The organism is Candidatus Sodalis pierantonius str. SOPE (assembly GCF_000517405.1).
Taxonomy (GTDB): domain Bacteria; phylum Pseudomonadota; class Gammaproteobacteria; order Enterobacterales; family Enterobacteriaceae; genus Sodalis_C; species Sodalis_C pierantonii.
In genome coordinates, this window is the sequence record NZ_CP006568.1 from 70728 (window position 1) to 89985 (window position 19258).

31 protein-coding genes and 2 pseudogenes are annotated in these 19258 nt (G+C 53.3%); 8 read left to right on the forward strand and 25 right to left on the reverse strand.

Going from position 1 to position 19258, the window contains the following annotated elements; genetic code table 11:
• Window positions 1–9: 9 nt before the first annotated feature.
• The 24 genes from secY to bfd form a co-directional block, all read right to left on the reverse strand.
• Entirely contained in the window at window positions 10–1341 is a 1332-nt protein-coding gene (secY, locus tag SOPEG_RS00400; protein ID WP_025243878.1) for a preprotein translocase subunit SecY, read from the reverse strand.
• Entirely contained in the window at window positions 1320–1784 is a 465-nt protein-coding gene (rplO, locus tag SOPEG_RS00405) for a 50S ribosomal protein L15 (RefSeq protein WP_025243879.1), read from the reverse strand. Before rplO ends, secY begins: the two co-directional genes overlap by 22 nt.
• Window positions 1785–1787: 3 nt before the next feature.
• Window positions 1788–1967, reverse strand: coding sequence for a 50S ribosomal protein L30 (rpmD, locus tag SOPEG_RS00410; protein ID WP_025243880.1), 180 nt, complete (start codon window positions 1965–1967; stop codon window positions 1788–1790).
• A 6-nt stretch (window positions 1968–1973) separates the two neighbouring features.
• Window positions 1974–2474, reverse strand: coding sequence for a 30S ribosomal protein S5 (rpsE, locus tag SOPEG_RS00415; RefSeq protein WP_025243881.1), 501 nt, complete (start codon window positions 2472–2474; stop codon window positions 1974–1976).
• A 14-nt stretch (window positions 2475–2488) separates the two neighbouring features.
• On the reverse strand, window positions 2489–2842 hold the full coding sequence (gene rplR, locus SOPEG_RS00420; protein ID WP_025243882.1) for a 50S ribosomal protein L18: 354 nt from the start codon (window positions 2840–2842) through the stop codon (window positions 2489–2491).
• A 9-nt stretch (window positions 2843–2851) separates the two neighbouring features.
• Window positions 2852–3385: a 50S ribosomal protein L6 gene (rplF, locus tag SOPEG_RS00425; protein ID WP_025243883.1), complete on the reverse strand. Its 534-nt coding sequence runs from the start codon at window positions 3383–3385 to the stop codon at window positions 2852–2854.
• Window positions 3386–3398: 13 nt separating this feature from the next.
• Window positions 3399–3791 carry a 30S ribosomal protein S8 gene (gene rpsH, locus SOPEG_RS00430; RefSeq protein ID WP_025243884.1) on the reverse strand — a complete coding sequence of 131 codons (393 nt, stop codon included), beginning with the start codon at window positions 3789–3791 and terminating at the stop codon, window positions 3399–3401.
• 34 nt (window positions 3792–3825) lie between these two features.
• The gene (rpsN, locus tag SOPEG_RS00435) at window positions 3826–4131 is read right to left on the reverse strand and encodes a 30S ribosomal protein S14 (protein WP_025243885.1); all 306 of its coding nucleotides are present in this window, start codon (window positions 4129–4131) and stop codon (window positions 3826–3828) included.
• 13 nt (window positions 4132–4144) lie between these two features.
• A complete protein-coding gene (gene rplE / locus SOPEG_RS00440) occupies window positions 4145–4684 on the reverse strand; it encodes a 50S ribosomal protein L5 (protein WP_025243886.1) in 540 nt (179 codons plus the stop codon).
• 14 nt (window positions 4685–4698) lie between these two features.
• Entirely contained in the window at window positions 4699–5013 is a 315-nt protein-coding gene (gene rplX, locus SOPEG_RS00445; protein WP_025243887.1) for a 50S ribosomal protein L24, read from the reverse strand.
• Window positions 5014–5023: 10 nt separating this feature from the next.
• Window positions 5024–5395: a 50S ribosomal protein L14 gene (gene rplN / locus SOPEG_RS00450; RefSeq protein ID WP_011412078.1), complete on the reverse strand. Its 372-nt coding sequence runs from the start codon at window positions 5393–5395 to the stop codon at window positions 5024–5026.
• A gap of 175 nt (window positions 5396–5570) precedes the next feature.
• A complete protein-coding gene (gene rpsQ / locus SOPEG_RS00455; protein ID WP_025243888.1) occupies window positions 5571–5825 on the reverse strand; it encodes a 30S ribosomal protein S17 in 255 nt (84 codons plus the stop codon).
• Entirely contained in the window at window positions 5825–6016 is a 192-nt protein-coding gene (rpmC, locus tag SOPEG_RS00460) for a 50S ribosomal protein L29 (protein ID WP_025243889.1), read from the reverse strand. The genes rpsQ and rpmC overlap by 1 nt, the downstream gene beginning before the upstream one ends.
• Window positions 6016–6426 (reverse strand): 50S ribosomal protein L16, encoded by a 411-nt coding sequence (gene rplP, locus SOPEG_RS00465; RefSeq protein ID WP_025243890.1) that lies wholly within the window; start codon window positions 6424–6426, stop codon window positions 6016–6018. The genes rpmC and rplP overlap by 1 nt, the downstream gene beginning before the upstream one ends.
• A gap of 12 nt (window positions 6427–6438) precedes the next feature.
• Window positions 6439–7137 carry a 30S ribosomal protein S3 gene (rpsC, locus tag SOPEG_RS00470; protein WP_025243891.1) on the reverse strand — a complete coding sequence of 233 codons (699 nt, stop codon included), beginning with the start codon at window positions 7135–7137 and terminating at the stop codon, window positions 6439–6441.
• Window positions 7138–7154: 17 nt separating this feature from the next.
• The gene (gene rplV / locus SOPEG_RS00475; RefSeq protein ID WP_011412083.1) at window positions 7155–7487 is read right to left on the reverse strand and encodes a 50S ribosomal protein L22; all 333 of its coding nucleotides are present in this window, start codon (window positions 7485–7487) and stop codon (window positions 7155–7157) included.
• Between the two features lie 14 nt (window positions 7488–7501).
• Entirely contained in the window at window positions 7502–7780 is a 279-nt protein-coding gene (gene rpsS, locus SOPEG_RS00480; protein WP_011412084.1) for a 30S ribosomal protein S19, read from the reverse strand.
• 16 nt (window positions 7781–7796) lie between these two features.
• Window positions 7797–8618, reverse strand: coding sequence for a 50S ribosomal protein L2 (gene rplB, locus SOPEG_RS00485; protein ID WP_025243892.1), 822 nt, complete (start codon window positions 8616–8618; stop codon window positions 7797–7799).
• A gap of 19 nt (window positions 8619–8637) precedes the next feature.
• Window positions 8638–8940: a 50S ribosomal protein L23 gene (gene rplW, locus SOPEG_RS00490; protein ID WP_025243893.1), complete on the reverse strand. Its 303-nt coding sequence runs from the start codon at window positions 8938–8940 to the stop codon at window positions 8638–8640.
• Entirely contained in the window at window positions 8937–9542 is a 606-nt protein-coding gene (gene rplD, locus SOPEG_RS00495) for a 50S ribosomal protein L4 (RefSeq protein WP_025243894.1), read from the reverse strand. The genes rplW and rplD overlap by 4 nt, the downstream gene beginning before the upstream one ends.
• A 16-nt stretch (window positions 9543–9558) precedes the next feature.
• The gene (rplC, locus tag SOPEG_RS00500; protein ID WP_025243895.1) at window positions 9559–10188 is read right to left on the reverse strand and encodes a 50S ribosomal protein L3; all 630 of its coding nucleotides are present in this window, start codon (window positions 10186–10188) and stop codon (window positions 9559–9561) included.
• A gap of 32 nt (window positions 10189–10220) precedes the next feature.
• Window positions 10221–10532: a 30S ribosomal protein S10 gene (gene rpsJ / locus SOPEG_RS00505; RefSeq protein ID WP_025243896.1), complete on the reverse strand. Its 312-nt coding sequence runs from the start codon at window positions 10530–10532 to the stop codon at window positions 10221–10223.
• Between the two features lie 531 nt (window positions 10533–11063).
• Window positions 11064–11543 carry a bacterioferritin gene (gene bfr / locus SOPEG_RS00510; protein WP_025243897.1) on the reverse strand — a complete coding sequence of 160 codons (480 nt, stop codon included), beginning with the start codon at window positions 11541–11543 and terminating at the stop codon, window positions 11064–11066.
• Window positions 11544–11617: 74 nt separating this feature from the next.
• Window positions 11618–11812 carry a bacterioferritin-associated ferredoxin gene (gene bfd / locus SOPEG_RS00515; RefSeq protein WP_025243898.1) on the reverse strand — a complete coding sequence of 65 codons (195 nt, stop codon included), beginning with the start codon at window positions 11810–11812 and terminating at the stop codon, window positions 11618–11620.
• Window positions 11813–12079: 267 nt separating this feature from the next.
• Here bfd and SOPEG_RS29005 point away from each other — a divergent pair, with 267 nt between their 5' ends.
• The 6 genes and pseudogenes from SOPEG_RS29005 to SOPEG_RS00540 all read left to right on the forward strand — a co-directional run.
• Window positions 12080–12229 (forward strand): hypothetical protein, encoded by a 150-nt coding sequence (locus SOPEG_RS29005; RefSeq protein ID WP_236851870.1) that lies wholly within the window; start codon window positions 12080–12082, stop codon window positions 12227–12229.
• A complete protein-coding gene (locus SOPEG_RS00520; RefSeq protein ID WP_236851589.1) occupies window positions 12207–12521 on the forward strand; it encodes a helix-turn-helix domain-containing protein in 315 nt (104 codons plus the stop codon). Before SOPEG_RS29005 ends, SOPEG_RS00520 begins: the two co-directional genes overlap by 23 nt.
• 146 nt (window positions 12522–12667) lie before the next feature.
• Complete coding sequence (locus SOPEG_RS00525) at window positions 12668–12934, forward strand: hypothetical protein (RefSeq protein WP_200867847.1); 267 nt, start codon at window positions 12668–12670, stop codon at window positions 12932–12934.
• A 187-nt stretch (window positions 12935–13121) separates the two neighbouring features.
• Window positions 13122–13904 carry an MFS transporter gene (locus SOPEG_RS00530; protein ID WP_200867848.1) on the forward strand — a complete coding sequence of 261 codons (783 nt, stop codon included), beginning with the start codon at window positions 13122–13124 and terminating at the stop codon, window positions 13902–13904.
• Window positions 13905–14317: 413 nt separating this feature from the next.
• Window positions 14318–15852 (forward strand): annotated as a pseudogene (istA, locus tag SOPEG_RS00535) (IS21 family transposase).
• Window positions 15853–15863: 11 nt separating this feature from the next.
• Window positions 15864–16310 (forward strand): annotated as a pseudogene (locus SOPEG_RS00540) (ATP-binding protein); the annotation flags it as partial.
• Between the two features lie 244 nt (window positions 16311–16554).
• Here the strand turns inward: SOPEG_RS00540 and SOPEG_RS00545 are convergent.
• Complete coding sequence (locus SOPEG_RS00545) at window positions 16555–17106, reverse strand: helix-turn-helix domain-containing protein (protein ID WP_025243901.1); 552 nt, start codon at window positions 17104–17106, stop codon at window positions 16555–16557.
• 171 nt (window positions 17107–17277) lie between these two features.
• Between SOPEG_RS00545 and SOPEG_RS00550 the strand changes: the two genes are divergently transcribed.
• Both SOPEG_RS00550 and SOPEG_RS00555 read left to right on the forward strand, forming a co-directional pair.
• A complete protein-coding gene (locus SOPEG_RS00550; protein ID WP_038469280.1) occupies window positions 17278–17511 on the forward strand; it encodes a helix-turn-helix domain-containing protein in 234 nt (77 codons plus the stop codon).
• 2 nt (window positions 17512–17513) lie between these two features.
• Window positions 17514–19256 carry a Mu transposase C-terminal domain-containing protein gene (locus SOPEG_RS00555; RefSeq protein ID WP_335334063.1) on the forward strand — a complete coding sequence of 581 codons (1743 nt, stop codon included), beginning with the start codon at window positions 17514–17516 and terminating at the stop codon, window positions 19254–19256.
• The last annotated feature ends 2 nt before the right edge of the window (window positions 19257–19258 follow it).

Here is a 19258-nt window from a genome sequence, read left to right on the forward strand (position 1 = left end):
CTTTCCGAATTAGCGGTTATAGCCTTTCAGGTTTGCTTTCTTCAATGCGGACTCGTATTGACTCGACATCATCAGAGTCTGCACTTGAGTCATAAAATCCATGATAACCACAACGACGATCAATAAAGACGTGCCCCCAAAATAGAAGGGAACTTTCATTGCGTCACGCATGAACTCCGGGATTAGGCAGATAAAGGTAATGTACATGGCGCCGACCAGCGTGAGGCGGGTCATCACCTTATCAATATACCTTGCCGTTTGCTCTCCCGGACGAATGCCTGGTACAAATGCACCGGACTTCTTCAGGTTATCTGCTGTCTCGCGCGGGTTGAACACCAACGCCGTGTAAAAGAAACAGAAGAATATGATTGCAGCCGCATATAGTAACACATAAAGCGGTTGACCAGGCTGCAAATAGAGCGAAATCGCAGACAGCCAGCCCCAACCTGTGCCGCCTCCGAACCAGGATGCAATCGTGGCCGGAAACAGAATGATACTGGAGGCGAAAATTGCCGGGATAACCCCGGCCATGTTCACTTTCAGCGGCAAATACGTGCTCTGGGCCGCATAAACGCGACGTCCTTGCTGACGCTTGGCGTAGTTAACGACGATACGACGCTGACCACGTTCAACGAACACCACGAAAAACGTCACCGCGAACACCAGAACTGCAACCAATAGCAACACGAGGAAGTGCATATCGCCTTGTCGAGCTTGCTCTATGGTGTGGCCGATGGCAGGCGGCAAGCCCGCTACGATACCCGCGAAGATAATGATGGAGATACCGTTGCCGATACCTCGTTCAGTGATCTGCTCACCCAGCCACATCAGGAACATTGTCCCGCAGACCATGCTCACTACCGCAGTAAAGTAAAACGCAAAGCCTGGATTAATCACCAGACCTTGCATTTCAGACATATTCGGCAAACCGGTTGCGATACCGATTGACTGAAATATTGCCAACACCAACGTGCCGTAGCGCGTGTACTGGCTGATTTTACGTCTGCCAGCCTCGCCCTCTTTTTTAATCTCCGCCAGCGCCGGGTGTACCACCGTGAGCAGCTGGATGATGATCGATGCCGAGATATACGGCATGATCCCCAATGCGAAGATAGAAGCACGGCTGAGCGCACCACCAGAGAACATGTTGAACATTTCAATGATGGTGCCGCGCTGCTGTTCGAGCAATTTCGCAAGTACGGTGGCATCAATACCAGGGATCGGAATAAAAGAGCCGATGCGGAAGACAATAAGCGCCCCGATAACAAACAGAAGTCTGCGTTTCAGTTCACCCAGTCCGCCTTTGGCGCTTTGAAAATCTAATCCCGGTTGTCTAGCCATCTGCTACTTAATTCCTCAATTTTACCGCCGGCAGCTTCGATTGCGGCACGCGCGCCTTTGCTTACACGCAGGCCACGCACGGTAACCGCGCGTTTGACTTCGCCGGACAGCATGATTTTGGCGAATTCAGTTTGGATGCCAACGATGTTAGCGGCTTTCAGCGCGTTCAGATCCACGACTTCGCCTTCTACGTGCGCCAAATCGGACAGGCGGACTTCCGCGGTGACCATGGATTTGCGCGACGTAAAGCCGAATTTCGGCAGACGACGGTACAGAGGCATCTGGCCGCCTTCAAACCCGCGACGTACGCCACCGCCAGAACGAGACTTCTGACCTTTGTGACCGCGACCGCCGGTTTTGCCCAAGCCAGAACCAATACCGCGGCCTGGACGCTTAGAGGCGTGCTTGGAACCCTCAGCCGGAGACAGAGTATTTAAACGCATCTCTTACTCCTCAACTTTGACCATGTAGGAAACCAAATTGACCATACCGCGTACTGCAGGCGTATTTTCACGCTCTACGGTGTGGCCAATGCGACGCAGGCCCAAGCCAACCAGAGTTGCCTTGTGTTTCGGCAGACGACCGATGGAACTGCGAGTCTGAGTGATTTTAATAGTCTGTGCCATGGTCAATTACCCCAGAATTTCTTCAACGGATTTACCACGCTTGGCAGCGACCATTTCAGGAGACTTCATATTGCCAAGAGCGTCGATAGTTGCACGAACCACGTTGATCGGGTTGGTGGAACCATAGGCTTTTGCCAGTACGTTGTGAACCCCTGCGACTTCCAGGACGGCGCGCATTGCACCACCGGCGATAATACCGGTACCTTCGGAAGCCGGCTGCATGAACACGCGGGAACCCGTATGCGCACCTTTAATCGGGTGCTGCAGGGTGCCGCTGTTCAGCGCGACATTCATCATGTTGCGACGGGCTTTTTCCATCGCTTTCTGGATCGCTGCCGGAACTTCGCGTGCTTTGCCGTAGCCAAAACCAACGCGACCGTTACCATCACCAACAACCGTCAGTGCGGTAAAGCTGAAAATACGGCCACCTTTTACGGTTTTAGATACGCGGTTTACCGCGATCAGCTTTTCCTGCAGTTCGCCAGCTTGTTTTTCGATGTGTGCCATCTTACACCCTCACCTTAGAACTGAAGGCCAGCTTCACGGGCAGCATCTGCCAGTGCCTGGACTCGACCATGATATTGGAACCCGGAACGGTCAAAGGACACATCTTTAATGCCTTTTTCCAGCGCGCGCTCGGCAATAGTTTTACCTACTGCTGCGGCGGCGTCTTTGTTACCGGTACCCTTTAATTGCTCCACGATAGCTTTTTCTACAGTAGAAGCGGCTACCAGGACTTCAGAACCGTTTGGTGCAATAACCTGTGCGTATATATGACGCGGGGTACGATGTACCACCAGGCGGGTTGCACCCAATTCCTGGAGCTTGCGGCGTGCGCGGGTCGCACGACGGATACGAGCTGCTTTCTTATCCATAGTGTTACCTTACTTCTTCTTAGCCTCTTTGGTACGCACGACTTCGTCGGCGTAACGAACACCCTTGCCTTTATAAGGCTCAGGACGACGATAGGCACGCAGATCTGCCGCAACCTGGCCAATAATCTGCTTATCAGCGCCTTTCAGCACGATTTCAGTTTGGCTCGGGCATTCTGCGGTGATACCTGCCGGCAGTTGATGGTCGATGGGGTGAGAAAAGCCCAGAGACAAATTCACCACATTACCTTTCACTGCAGCACGGTAACCTACGCCTACCAGCTGTAGCTTTTTAATGAAGCCGTCGGTCACACCAATCACCATGCCGTTCAGCAGCGCACGAGTCGTGCCTGCAAGCGCCCAACCATTGGCATGGCCTTCGCGCGGAGCAAAGGTCAGCTGGTTATCAGCATGCTGAACGTCAACAGCTTCGTGGATAGTACGAGTCAGCTCGCCGTTTTTACCCTTAATCGAAATATCCTGACCGTTGAGTTTTACCTCTACGCCGGCAGGAATGACGACGGGTGCTTTAGCAACACGAGACATTCTTTCCTCCCAATTACGCTACGTAGCAGATAATCTCGCCACCAAGACCAGCCTGGCGAGCCGCACGATCAGTCATGAGACCTTTAGAAGTAGAAACAACCGCGATACCCATGCCTGCCATCACTTTCGGTAGCGCATCTTTTTTCTTATAGATACGCAGGCCGGGGCGGCTGATACGCTGAATGCTTTCTACCACCGGCTTACCCTGGAAGTACTTAAGTACCAGTTCCAGCGTCGGCATGGTGTCGCCTTCAACTTTGTAATCTTCAATAAAGCCTTCTTCTTTCAGCAAGTTGGCAATTGCCACTTTAAGCTTGGAGGAAGGCATGGAGACCGCGGTTTTGTTCGCGGCTTGACCGTTACGGATACGGGTCAGCATATCCGCGATCGGATCTTGCATGCTCATCTGTCTTTACTCCCGTGATTCAATTGGTGACAATTTACCAGCTAGCCTTTCTCAGACCCGGGATTTCACCGCGCATAGCGGCTTCACGGACCTTGATACGGCTCAACCCGAATTTCCGCAGGAAAGCGTGCGGACGACCAGTTTGGCGGCAGCGGTTACGCTGACGAGACGGGCTGGAATCACGCGGCAGAGTCTGCAGCTTGAGAACCGCATCCCAACGTTCTTCATCGGAAGCATTCACGTCGGAGATGATGGTTTTAAGTTCAGCGCGTTTTGCGAAGAATTTATCAGCTAATTTCACGCGTTTTACTTCGCGTGCTTTCATGGATTGTTTAGCCATCAGTAACCCTACCTTACTTGCGGAATGGGAAGTTAAAGGCGGTTAACAGCGCACGGCCTTCATCATCGGATTTCGCAGTGGTGGTGATGGTAATATCCAAGCCACGAACGCGATCGACTTTGTCATAGTCGATTTCCGGGAAGATGATCTGTTCACGCACGCCCATGCTGTAGTTGCCACGGCCATCGAATGACTTGGCGGACAGGCCACGGAAGTCACGGATACGCGGTACAGCAATGGAAATCAGTCGCTCGAAGAACTCCCACATGCGTTCGCCACGCAGGGTTACTTTACAACCGATCGGATAACCCTGACGGATTTTGAAGCCAGCAACAGATTTGCGTGCTTTAGTGATAAGCGGCTTTTGGCCTGAAATCGCGGTCAAATTGGCTGTGGCGTTATCCAGCAGCTTTTTATCGGCGATTGCTTCACCCACCCCCATATTCAGGGTGATCTTCCCGACCCGAGGGACTTGCATGACAGAATGGTAGCCGAACTGTTTCATCAGTTGAGAGACTACTTCGTCTTTGTAGTAATCATGCAGTTTCGCCATCGTACTACTCCAAATTACTTAATAGTTTCGCCGTTAGATTTGAAGACACGTACTTTCTTACCGTCTTCAATCTTAAAGCCCACACGGTCCGCCTTGCTGGAAGCCGCATTGAAGATTGCAAGGTTGGAAAGATCGATTGCCGCTTCTTTCTCAACGATGCCGCCCGGCTGGTTCATGGCCGGCACTGGTTTTCGATGCTTCTTAACCAGATTGATACCTTCAACAATGGCCTTGCCGGTAGACAGGACATTTTTTACTTTACCGCGCTTACCTTTATCTTTGCCGGTCAGCACGATAACTTCGTCATCACGACGGATTTTCGCTGCCATGATTCGCTCCTTAGAGTACTTCAGGTGCCAGAGAAATGATCTTCATGAACTTTTCGGTACGCAGTTCACGAGTCACCGGCCCAAAAATACGCGTACCGATAGGTTGCTCACTGTTGTTGTTCAACAAAACACAAGCATTACCATCGAAGCGAACGACAGAACCGTCAGGGCGACGAACACCCTTCTTGGTGCGCACCACTACCGCCTTCAGGACATCACCTTTTTTTACTTTGCCACGAGGAATCGCTTCCTTGATGGTAATTTTGATAATGTCGCCGACGCCTGCGTAGCGACGGTGCGAGCCACCTAGAACCTTGATACACATTACGCGACGTGCACCGGAGTTGTCGGCCACGGTCAGCATAGTCTGTTCTTGGATCATGTTAGTGCTCCGCTAATGTCAACTACTACTTATACTTAATGACCTGAATTGGTCGTAAGAACCCCCCGCCCATAATACAGGGCGTAGCATTATAACACCGCTCCTGGTGTATGGGTAGAAAAAATAAACGGCTCAAAGGACGAGCCGTTTATCTGTTTAGAGCGCGCTTACCGTTTTACAGGATCGCTTTCTCTACAACGCGAACCAGCGTCCAGGACTTGGTCTTGGAAATCGGACGGCATTCGCTGATTTCAACGATGTCGCCAATATTGCTGTCATTGTTCTCGTCATGTACGTGGAGCTTGGTCGTACGTTTGATGAACTTGCCGTAGATCGGGTGTTTCACAAAACGTTCAATGGCCACAACGATGGATTTCTCCATTTTGTCGCTAACCACACGACCTTGCAGAGTACGGATTTGGTCACTCATTACGCACCCGCCTTCTCAGTCAATAACGTCTTCACGCGCGCAACATTGCGGCGCACCTGCTTTAACAGGTGAGTCTGCTGCAGCTGGCCGCTGGCAGCCTGCATACGCAGGTTGAATTGCTCGCGCAGCAAGTTCAGCAGTTCGGTGTTCAGCTCTTCAGCGCTTTTTTCACGCAGCTCATTTGCTTTCATTACATCACCGTCTTAGTTACAAAGGTGGTTTTAATCGGCAGTTTTGCTGCTGCCAGCTTGAAGGCTTCACGGGCAAGCTCTTCCGGAACGCCGTCCATTTCGTACAGGACTTTTCCCGGCTGAATCAAGGCAACCCAGTATTCCACGTTACCTTTACCTTTACCCATACGCACTTCAAGCGGCTTTTCGGTGATCGGTTTGTCCGGGAAAATCCGGATCCAGATCTTACCTTGACGCTTAACTGCACGTGTCATGGCACGACGTGCTGCTTCGATTTGACGAGCGGTCAAACGACCACGGCCAACAGCTTTCAGACCGAAAGTACCGAAGCTAACATCCGTACCCGCTGCCAGGCCACGGTTGCGGCCTTTGTGCATCTTACGGAATTTTGTACGCTTTGGTTGTAACATCAGCGACTCTCCTTACTTGCGGCCTTTACGCTGCTGCTTTTTAGGTTGAGCAGCCGGTTCCGGTTGTTCAACGGCAGCCATACCACCTAAGATCTCACCTTTGAAGATCCACACTTTTACGCCGATGACACCATAAGTGGTGTGCGCTTCGGAGGTGTTGTAGTCGATATCCGCACGCAGGGTGTGCAACGGAACACGACCTTCACGGTACCATTCAGTACGCGCGATTTCAGCGCCGCCCAGACGGCCGCTGACTTCAACCTTGATCCCCTTGGCGCCAAGACGCATGGCGTTCTGCACGGCACGTTTCATCGCGCGACGGAACATAACACGGCGTTCCAGCTGCGAAGAGATGCTGTCGGCAACCAGTTTGGCGTCCAGTTCCGGCTTACGGACTTCGGCGATGTTAATCTGCGCCGGGACTCCAGCGATATCCGCTACCACCTTACGCAGTTTTTCGACGTCTTCGCCTTTCTTGCCGATCACGATGCCCGGACGAGCGGTGTGAATGGTCGCACGGATGCTCTTGGCCGGACGCTCGATCACCACGCGGGAAACCGAAGCTTTCGACAATTCCTTGGTCAGGAACTGACGAACTTTAAAGTCGCTGTCCAGGTTGTCAGCGAATTCTTTAGTATTCGCATACCAGGTAGAGTTCCAGGGTTTGACGATACCCAGGCGAATACCATTAGGATGTACTTTCTGACCCATTGCTAGTCTCCAGAGTCTCAGCGATCGGACACAACCACAGTAATGTGGCTGGTGCGCTTCAGGATACGATCTGCACGACCCTTGGCACGCGGCATAATGCGCTTCATGCTCGGGCCAGCGTCGACGAAAATCTTCGCGACTTTCAGATCATCGATATCTGCGCCATCGTTGTGTTCAGCGTTAGCAATGGCAGACTCCAGTACTTTCTTCACCAGACCAGCAGCTTTCTTGTTGGTATAGGTCAGAACTTCCAGAGCTTGCGACACTTTCTTACCGCGAATCAGGTCAGCCACCAGACGAACCTTTTGAGCAGAAGAACGAGCGTGGCGATGTTGAGCGATAGTTTCCATCTCTTCCTCCTACCTTAGCGCTTCTTGGCCTTTTTGTCGGCCGCATGGCCGCGATAAGTACGCGTCGGCGCGAATTCACCCAATTTGTGACCGACCATTTCATCGGCGACAAAAACGGGTACGTGCTGACGACCATTATGGACAGCGATGGTCAAACCGATCATTGTTGGAAAGATCGTTGAACGACGGGACCAAGTGCGAATAGGCTTCTTGTCACCGCTTTCCACCGCTTTCTCTACCTTCTTCAGCAAGTGCAGGTCAATAAATGGACCTTTCTTGAGAGAACGTGGCATGGTTTATCCTCTAATATTATTTGCTACGGCGACGTACGATGAACTTATCAGTAAGCTTATTGCTACGGGTCTTCTTACCTTTGGTCTGAATGCCCCACGGCGATACCGGGTGCTTACCAAAGTTACGACCTTCACCACCACCGTGCGGGTGGTCCACCGGGTTCATCGCCGTACCGCGAACGGTCGGACGGATGCCACGCCAGCGGCTGGCGCCGGCTTTACCAAGTACACGCAGCATATGTTCGGCATTACCTACTTCGCCCAGGGTCGCGCGGCATTCAGACTGAATTTTGCGCATCTCACCGGAACGCAGACGCAGCGTGACATAAGCGCCATCACGAGCCACGATCTGAACATAAGCACCGGCGGAACGCGCCAGCTGACCGCCTTTACCCGGTTTCATTTCCACGTTATGCACGGTGGAGCCAACCGGAATATTGCGCATCGGCAGAGCATTACCGGCTTTGATTGCCGCATCGACGCCAGATTGAATCTGATCACCGGCCTTCAGGCCTTTCGGTGCCAGGATGTAACGACGTTCACCATCTTTGTACAACACCAGCGCGATGTTGGCGGAACGGTTAGGATCATACTCCAGACGCTCTACCACTGCCGGGATACCGTCTTTATTGCGTTTGAAGTCAATCAGACGATAATGTTGCTTGTGGCCACCGCCGATATGGCGCGCAGTGATACGGCCATTGTTGTTACGGCCACCGGATTTGCTGAGGGTTTCCAGCAACGGGGCATAAGGTTTGCCCTTGTGCAGCTCAGGGTTGACCACTTTAACAACGTGGCGACGACCCGGAGATGTCGGTTTACATTTAACAATTGCCATTGTTCTTACTCCTTTTTACTTACTCTGCGCCGCCGATGAAGTCCAGGTTCTGGCTTTCTTTCAGGGTGACGTAAGCTTTTTTCCAGTCGCTACGACGACCGATACGCTGTCCGTGACGTTTGGTTTTCCCTTTGACAACCAGGGTACGCACGTCATTGACTTCGACTTCAAACAGTTTATGCACAGCGGCTTTGATTTCTACTTTGGTCGCATCTTTAGCTACTTTGAGAACGATGGTGTTGTGTTTTTCCATCGCGGTAGATGCTTTTTCAGAAACATGCGGCGCGCGCAGTACTTTTAGCAGACGTTCTTCACTAATCATGCCAGCATCTCCTCAACTTGCTTAACAGCGTCAGCCGTCATAACAACTTTGCCGAAGGCGATCAGGCTAACCGGGTCGATACCTTGGGCATCGCGTACGTCTACTTTGTAGAGGTTACGCGCGGCCAGGAACAGGTTTTCGTCCAGTTCGCCGGTAATGATCAGCACATCTTCCAACGCCATGTCTCTCAGTTTCTGTGACAGCAGCTTGGTTTTCGGCGCTTCGACAGAGAACTGTTCAACAACGATCAAACGATCCTGACGTACCAGTTCAGACAGGATGCTTTTCAGCGCCCCGCGGTACATCTTCTTATTTACTTTCTGACTGTGATCCTGCGGCTTGGCGGCAAAGGTAACGCCACCAGAACGCCAGAGCGGGCTCTTAACGCTACCGGAACGCGCACGGCCGGTACCCTTCTGACGCCAGGGTTTTTTACCGGAACCGGTGACTTCGGCACGGGTCTTCTGACCACGGGTCCCCTGACGGGCACCTGCTGCGTAAGCCACAACAACCTGGTGGACCAGCGCTTCGTTGAAGTCACGCCCGAAGGTAGTTTCGGAAACAGTCAGCGCGCTTTGCGCGTCTTTCAATACCAATTCCATTCCTATCTCCTCGACGTTACGCCTTGACAGCCGGTTTAACGATCAGGTCACCACCGGTTGCTCCCGGGACGGTGCCTTTGACCAGCAGCAGGTTGCGTTCTACGTCAACACGTACCACGTCCAGGCTCTGAACGGTTACGCGCTCGTTGCCCAGCTGGCCTGCCATTTTCTTGCCCTTGAATACTTTGCCCGGAGTCTGGTTCTGACCGATAGAACCCGGAACGCGGTGGGACAAGGAGTTACCGTGGGTAGCATCCTGGGTACGGAAATTCCAGCACTTTACAGTGCCGGCAAATCCTTTACCTTTGGAGGTACCAGTAACGTCGACTTTCTTAACATCAGCAAACAGTTCTACGGTGATGCTCTGGCCAACGATGACTTCTTCGCCGTCTTCGACGCGGAATTCCCACAGACCACGGCCGGCTTCAACGCCCACCTTCGCAAAATGACCGGCTTCCGGTTTGGTTACGCGGTTGGCTTTTTTGGTGCCGGCGGTAATCTGGATTGCGCGGTATCCGTCGTTTTCCAGATCTTTAACCTGGGTCACGCGGTTTGCTTCGATTTCAATAACGGTGACGGGGATAGAAACGCCATCTTCGGTGAAGATGCGAGTCATGCCCACTTTACGTCCGATTAAACCCTTCATTGTTTCAACCTCTCAATCGTTCAACGACCTGATTAACCCAGGCTGATCTGCACGTCTACACCGGCAGCCAGGTCCAGACACATCAGAGCATCAACGGTTTTTTCGGTTGGCTCAACGATGTCAACCAGACGCTTATGAGTGCGGATTTCATACTGATCGCGCGCATCTTTGTTGACGTGCGGAGAGATCAGAATGGTAAAGCGCTCTTTGCGGGTCGGCAGCGGGATCGGACCACGTACCTGGGCACCGGTACGCTTGGCAGTCTCGACGATTTCCGCGGTTGATTGATCGATCAGACGATGATCAAACGCTTTCAAACGGATACGGATTCTTTGGTTCTGCATGAGATCAGAGCTCCAATTATTTATAAACGTAAAAAACTACTCCTCACGCCCATTTCGATTGATGGGCGAGTGTAATCATTCAGTGTTACCCCCCTATTGGGGATGTTGTTAGCTGGCTTACCGCCTGCGCGGACTCGACGAGCGGGTCGGCCTGTCATGGTAATATCTACACAAGACAAGCCCGTGCATTATACGCAAATCTGTACAGGAAGCAAGCGCGGGCGGTGAAAAGGGAGAAGCGCTGCGGCGGAAAAGGCCATGCTCGGCGCGGGCCGCACTAGGTTGATATTATGCGGATAGACAGTCGGGCGCAAAGTTCCTTCCTCTGGGCGTACGGTGGAAAGGTCTTGACGTTATGCGCCAAGCCTCTTGCCCCCAGCCGACGGTAAAGGAAAACGATGCCAGACAAGCGACGCTCTGTCCTGAACGGGCGGTAATGAGGAGGAGATAAGACGCCCTGCCCTGCGCAGCGGCGCGGGGTGCGGTGAAGCTGACACTGTCGCCCCGTGACATTGACCGTCGCGGCCCGGCTTACTGGGCGGCGTCTTTGAGCTGCGACTGCAGGTAGTTCTGGGTACCGATACGGGTGATAAGCGCCAGCTCGGTTTCCAGAAAATCAATATGCTCTTCTTCGTCGGTAAGGATTTCTATCATTAAGTCCCGCGACACGTAGTCGCGTATCGAATCGGCGTAGGCGATGCCTTCACGCAAATCCTGCGCGCCCTGCAATTCCAAATAGAGATCGGAGCGCAGCATTTCTTCCACGTCCTCACCGATATTCAGACGGCCGAGGTCCTGCAGATTAGGCAGCCCCTCCAGGAAGAGAATACGTTCGATGTAGCGATCCGCGTGTTTCATTTCGTCAATGGATTCGTGGTATTCAACATCGTTGAGGCGCATCAGGCCCCAATTCTTGAACATCCGGGCATGCAGGAAATACTGATTGATAGCCACAAGCTCGTTGCCAAGCAGCTTGTTGAGATGGTTGATAATCTGGGCATCACCTTTCATGACAAAGTCCTCCGTTGCGTATTATATCAGAATATAACCGCGACAGAGTAATGCAAAGGAATAACCTTACTTTTTTAAGCGATATTTTCCAACGGCGCAATGTGCTGTAGTTCATCCTCCATTATGCGGCGCGCGACGCAGACACATTTTCCGCATTGGGTACCCATCGGCACCAATCGTTTCAACTGCTGGAAAGTCTGGGGCTGGTGCAGCCTCACTGCGGCGCGTATGGCTTTGTCGCTTACCGCATTACATAAACAAACATACATTGCTGGTACTCACTGGCTAATCTCATGCCAATTTAGATGAGAACGCGTGTCATTACAATATCGAAAGTATTGCTGTTTGCGTTTTGTTGATTAACCTGCTGATCTTAGTCCGCTTAATAGGACAATTTTTTTATAGGCATGACGCGATGAGTTTTCGCGCGGTTGTTCATGCCGCTGTGTTGTGCCCGCTGTGCGTCCTAAAAGCACGGAAATGAATATTAATAGTTAATCTGTACAGTTTATCCCTGTTCAGGCCATACTCTGCGTATGACGAATCCTATTCCTACCGCTGAAGAAACCTCTTTAGCCGCGTTGGCCGGCGAGCTGCGTATTTCGCTGGGTAAACTGGTGCGGCGGCTGCGCGCCCAACGATTTCACCTCTGCGCAAAAATCGGTGTTGCTGCGGCTGGATCGTGATGGTCCCGCCACCGTTTCGGCGCTGGCACGGGCCGAAAGCGTGCGTCCGCAGTCTATGCGCAGCACGGTAGCGGCGCTGCAGGCGTTGGGAGCGGTCATGGGCGTTGCCGATCCTGTTGACGGCCGGCAAACGCTTATCACCTTGACGGATGCGTTTCGCCAACGCCTGGAGGCTCATCGCTCGGCGAAGAACGACTGGCTGCACGGCGCCCTGGAAAGGCAGCCGTCTGCCGCCGAACAGGCGCAGCTCGCCGCCGCGGTCAGGTTGCTGCAGCGGCTTGCCGATTATTGACCCGGTCTTAGCCAGCTTGAAGCGAAAATGGTAGTGACGCCCGTTAAAGCGTGCACCTACCCTATAGGTGTTGCCTTTCCGCGGCCGGCTAAACCGATTTGAAGCAAACTCGCATCCAACCTTGGCGATCCGAAAGGAGGTTTCTGATGTGGCATTATTGGTTTTCCTGGTTCGCTGGCGGGCTTTTGCTTACCAATGCGGTGCCCCACCTCTGCGGCGGTTTTTTAATGGGCCGCGCGTTTCCTACTCCCTTTGCCAAACCAAGAGGGCGCGGACTTTCTTCCGCGCCGGTCAACGTACTTTGGGGGTGCGTTAACCTGGTTCTCGGTAATGTGTTTCTGTGCCGTATTGGCGATTTCGACATCCGTATTACCTTACCGCCGCCGCCGCCGCTATCGGGCTCGGCATTCTGACGATGGGGCTGTTTCTGGCTATGCATTTCGGCCGCCTGCAGGGCGCGAATCCGGCTCAACGGCGATGAATCCCCCGACAAGCGGGATTTTCCGTTCGCTGCGGCTCTACAATTATCGCTTGTGGGCCGCCGGCGCCCTGATTTCCAATCTGGGCACCTGGATGCAGAACACCGGGGAAGACTGATTAGTGCTGACCCAGCTCACGCAGCATAACGCCTCGGCCGTGGGCACGGTCATGGCGTTACAATTTGGTCCGCAGCTGCTGCTGTTACCCTGGACCGGTTTTGCGGCCGACCATTTCAATCAGCGTCGACTTCTGCTCGCCACCCAGGCGTCGATGGGCGTACTTGCGCTGGTACTGGGCGCACTTATCCTTTTCGGCGTCGTTCAACTCTGGCAGGTTTATCTCTTCGTGTTATTGTTCGGCTGCGCGGCGGCGTTCGACGCCCCCGTGCGGCAAACCTTCGTCGCGGAAATGGTGGGTGATGCGGATTTGCCCAATGCCGTCGCACTTAATTCAACCCTGTATAACGGCGTACGCCTGGTCGGACCGGCCATCGCCGGCGTCATTATTGCCTCGGTCGGCACCGGCTGGGCTTTTCTGCTTAACGGCGTCTCTTTCCTGGCGGTGCTGGTGTCCTTATCGTTCCTGCGTGTCGCCGATCTGCAGGCGAATGCGCGTGCGCGTCGCACCCGAGGCAGTTTGACGGAAGGGTTTCGCTATGTCGCGTCCCGTCCGGATTTGAAAGTCATCCTGGTCATGTTGTTACTTATCGGCACCTTTGGACTGAATTTTCCTATCTTCATATCCACGATGGCCGTTAACGTGTTCCATACCGACGCCCGCGGTTTTGGTCTGTTGTCCTCAATTATGGCTATCGGTACCTTATCGGGCGCCTTGCTTGCCGCCGGCGGCGGCGCGGTATTTGGATTAGGCTGTTTACTGGCCGCCGTCGCGCCGGGCTATTAGCTTTTCGCGGGGGCGCTTATCATTATCGGCGTCGCCGCCCTGACGTTTACCAATGCTACCAATAGCCTGATGCAGCTTACCACCGAACCGGCCATGCGCGGGCGGGTGATGGCGCTGCGTTTGGGCATTGCTTTGGGTGGAGCGCCTATCGGCGCACCTATTGTCGGTGGCGTGGCCGACCATTTCGGTCCGCGCTGGGCGCTTGGCCTAGGCGCAGCGGCGGGATTTGCCGCGGCCATGGTGGCCTTATACGCTTTTAGGTGGCGAGTGCTGGTTCCGGTCACATCCGATCACTGATTCCGATTTCACCCGATCACTGATTCCGGTCGCCCGATCAGCGATTCCAATTCTGTCCGATCGCTCATCTTCTGTTCCGCCATACTCTGGAGATTTTTAGCTTCCGGGGGCATGGCATGGCACGTAAAAAGAAGAAAGCGAGAACGGAAATGTGCATCTATATTAATGTTTTACGTATGAAATTCGAGCAGCGTCGCTCGAATCGCACTATCGCAGCAGCGCTCGGCATAGGCTGTACTACCGTGCACGATATCCTCGGCCGATTCACGGTAGCTAACCTGGTCTAACTGTCCCCCGTCGACCTCGACCGCCTGCTCTATCCCGGCAAATCCGGAAAAGTTATCAATACCTTACCCAGCTGGCTTGATATCGATACCGAGTTAAGCCGCAAGGGCATGACCAAGCAGCTGCTCTGGATGGAATATCAGTCCGCCGTGGGCGGTGATGCCCTCGGTTACTCACAGTTTTGTGCACTGTTCCGTGACTGGAAAAAGAAGCAGCGGCGTTCCATGCGCATGGAGCACAAGGCTGGCGAAAGCTCTTCATCGACTTCTGTGGCCCCACCGTACCTATCGTCAACCCTGCGACCGGTAGCGTACGCCAGGTCGCTATCTTCGTCGCTGCCATGGGCGTGTCAGGCTATGCGTATATCGAAGCCTGTGAAGGCCAGGACATGGCATCGTGGCTCAACGCCAATAGCCGCTGCCTGCACTTCATGGGTGGGGTTCCGGAGCTGATGATACCTGATAATCTGCGCAGCGCTGTCAGCACCCCTGACCGCTATGAGCCGGTCATAAACCAGAGCTACCAGGCGCTGGCAAATCACTATGAGACAGTGGTGCTACCGGCGCGCCCGAGAAAACCGAAAGACAAGGCGAAGGCAGAATCAACTGTGCAGCTGGTAGAACGCTGGATTTTGGCCCGGTTGCGTAAACGTAGGTTCTACTCGCTGGCCGAACTCAACCAGGTGATACAAGAACTCAATCATGAGTTGAATCTGTGCCCGATGCGTCATTACGGCGGACAAAGTCGCCTTGAACGCTTCGAGCAGCTGGACAAACCGGCTCTTGGGCCTCTACCGCCCACACAATGGGAATACAGTGAGTATCTCGTTGCCCGAGTGGGACCTGATTACCACATAGACTACGGCAAAAACTGCTACTCGGTGCCGCATCCGCTGGTTGGCGAGCGCGTTGACGTCATCGCCACCCAACGGCTGGTGCAAATTCACCATAAGGGCGCCTGCGTGGCTACGCACCCTCGCAGCGATAACGCCTATAGGCACACGACTCAGGCGACGCACATGCCGGCTAACCATAAGGGGCAGAGTCAGTGGACGCCGGAAAGGCTGTGCAGTTGGGCGCTGTCGGTGGGTGTGCACACACTGAAAGTGGTCGAGTCCATCCAAGAGAGCAAAGCCCATCCGGAGCAGGCTTACCGCTCCGTGCTGGGGCTACTCAATCTGCAACGGCGCTATGAGACGACGCGACTGGAGAAGGCCTGCGCGCTGGCGTTGGAGAAAGGGTGCATTAACCGCTCTTTCATAGCCAACGTATTGAAACACGGTCGTGAAAGTGAGGTCACCCAGGACGGAGCCGGCGTATCAATGCTGGTTCACGAAAACCTCCGAGGTCCGGACAGTTATCACTAAGGAGAATAAATATGGATACACTGTTAATGGCTCTGCGAGAGCTGAAGTTGTCGGCAATGGTCCAGGCGTTGGAGACGCAACTCGAACTCCCGGGGAGTTATGGGGAGCTGGGGTTCGAGGAGCGGTTGTCGCTGATGGTAGAAGCGGAAAATTTGCATAGAAAAAATAACCACATATGCCATCTGCGACGGCAATCGCAAATGCGCTTGCAGGCAAAACCGGAAGATATCCGCTATATCCCTAGCCGAGGAGTGACACCGGAACAGATGCGAGATCTGCTAGGGGGACAATATCTGAAATATCAGAAAAGCATACTCATCACGGGGCCGACAGGTACGGGCAAAACCTGGCTCAGTTGTGCGCTTGGTGAGCAGGCATGCCGGCAGCAATATAGCGTGCGTTACTGGCGAGTGGGTCGGTTGCTGGCCCATCTTCACCAGTGGCAGGTAGACGGGACTGTGGGGTGGCAATCATTTCTGGACTCTCAAGGGGAACGATGGATTAGCCGGAAGCCCTTTACTGACGCTGCTTACAGCGATTTTAAGAATTCTGGACTCGTCGCAAAAAAATGAGCAGAAAATGAGTTTTTTGCACTATATTCTGGACTGGATTGGTCGTGGTTTGAGTAAGTTTTAAAGCCGTTTAAACAATTTTTGATTAACGATTTCGTTGCTAAATATAAACAGAGAATTTATAGTTTTGTTAAACGGCCCTTTTGCGCTCGCTTGCTAGGCTATCTTCTGATGCTACTTCACCCTCCTCACTAGCCCCCTTTTTGATTTGGTCATAAAGCCGCATAAGACGCTCTTTTTCTTCCTGAGAGAGTAGAAGTAGGGCGTTATCTACGGAGTCAATACGTGATGATGAAAGCAATATTCCTTTGGCTCCTTCTTTATGGATAAGACGGATTAGTGATTCTATATCCTGACGATCAAGAGACTCATAAATCATTAGCCATGTATGTTTTAAGTTGTCATGCTCTTGTGTTTTTGAACTACTTTTAGCTCCATGATCTTTATTTAGCCCTGACGCGAGCCACTCAAGACTAACATTCTCAGCTTCAGCTATCGACAAAACTACCTTTAACGCTGGCTCAGTGCCTTTATGTAAGTAGTTATTTATTGTTGATGCAGGTAGCCCCCAAGCCTTAGCTGCTGAACGAATACTTCTTCCGCCAATAAGCATTTCAAGACGCTCTCTGAAGCTTTCTTTTCCCTCCCAGCCAAAAGCAAATTTATTTTCTTTTGTACCCATTTTTCTATTCCATGTAACATTTTGAATTATAAAGTAAAAACAAGATCTCGCTAAAAAAAGAAAATAAAGAGCTATTTTTGCTTTATTTGGGTTATTTTTAGAGCAATACTTGTCGATAGGAGTAAGCCTTATGACTTACCCGCATGGTTAACTTTTTAGGGTAATCGAATGATAGATAGAAATGAAGTGAATCATCGTGACTGGCACCGGATTGATATCGTGGCCTCCCTGCACAAGAAGGGGATCACCATGCAAGATCTTTCCCGCGGCTCGGGGCTGGCGTCCAGCACGTTAAAAAACGCGCTGTATCGTCCCTATCCCAAAGGTGAACGCATTATCGCTAATGCACTCAATGTGGATCCGGCCAGCATTTGGCCGAGTCGTTATATGATCAAGGTGTCGTAATTATGTTTGTTACGGTGAGTGAGTTAGTCGGTTTACCCGGATTACCTGGCACCTTGCAGGGACTTCGCTGGTCATTGAATAAGCGGACTGCAAATTCACCCGATTTAGTCCGTAAGCGTTCGGGCACCAAGGCTTTCGAGTACCACATAGATTGTTTGCCAGAACAAACACGCGAGATCATCAAACAGCGGCACTATAAATCTTTGATTGCGCAAGCCCCGGCCCAGCCGGCTGATGAGTCGGTCAAGCGCAGCACCGCCATCAAGTCGCGTGATGAGCTGGCGATCATGCGCCAATGTCCCGCTCTGCTCGAGCGCAAGGTGCAGGCCCTGAACGATCACCAAAAGCAGATTGCCGATGCGCGCATGATGCTGGCACAGGAAGTGATCCGGTTACAGCAGGCTGGCATGACCCGCATTGCGGCGGTGACCTTTATCGTCGATGAGTCAAAGGCCGGTACATTGCCCGAGGCCCTGCATCGCGCCGCCACACTGGCTAACGCCAAAAAGGGCCGCACCCGGCAAGGGGTGGGCAAAAGCAGTCTGCAGGAATGGGTGAGTCTCTATCTTAGCGCCGAGCGGCCCCAGGAGCGTCTGGCGATACTGGCTCCCGGTCAGCCGAAGAAGCAGCGTCCCGAGGACATGACGTGGTTCTACGCCCTGTTCTGGCCGCATTATGCCCGATCCTGTGGCCCCACAGTGCTGGAAGCCTACCGCGCGTTTCAGGCGGACTGGCAGGGCAAATACCATGACCAGCCCGCCATGCTGGCGGCCCTGCCGACCTACGACAAGGTCAATCGCATGGTCAAGAGGGTGGCACCTCACCGACGGGTCAAGGGCCGGGTCACCGGTTCGGCGCTCAAGGCGTATCAAGTGTACCAGCAGCGGGATTGGGCACAGATGCCGGTGAACGGCTGCTGGATAGCCGACGGCAAGTCGCTGAACATGAAAGTGGCGCATCCGATACACGGGCGGCCCTTTACCCCGGAGCTGACGTTGGTGCTCGACGGACGTACCCGGTATCTGGTGGGCTGGAGCCTGTCACTGGCGGAAAACGCCATCGCGGTAGCGGATGCATGGCGTTATGCCATCCAGCACCACGGCAAGCCATTGTTTGCCTACTCCGATAACGGCGGTGGTGAGACCAACAAGATGCTGGATGCGGATATCACCGGGATTTTTCCCCGGCTGGGCATAGAGCATATTACCGGTATCCCCGGTAATCCGCAGGCGCGGGGGATTATTGAGCGGCTTAACGGGGTTTTCCCACGCCGGCTGGCTCTGCGCTTTCAGACCTATAACGGGCTAAGCGCTGATCCCAACGGGACGCGGGTGCAAGGGCAAAAGCTGCTGAGTCTGTCGAATGCCTTGCGCCAGGGTAAAGAGCTGAACCCTGTCCAGCAGAAAACGCTGGCGATATTGCCCAGCTGGCGGCAGCTGATAGACGCCATCGAGGAAGAGGTGCAGCGCTATAACCACAGCCACGAGCACAGCGCGCTGCCGAAGGTTAACGGCAAGTCGATGACGCCGGCTGCTTACCGCAAGGCCCTGCTGACCGAGGAAGGAGACAACATTGAATACCTGACGCCGGGCGAATTGCGCGAGATGTTTATGCCGGAAGAGAAACGCGTGGCCCAGCGCGGTTGGGTTGAACTGTTGAATAACCAGTATGTTGCCCGGGAGCTGATTGAGGTAGACCGCCAGACGGTGCGGGTGGCCTACGATATCCATAACCTAATGAAGTGATT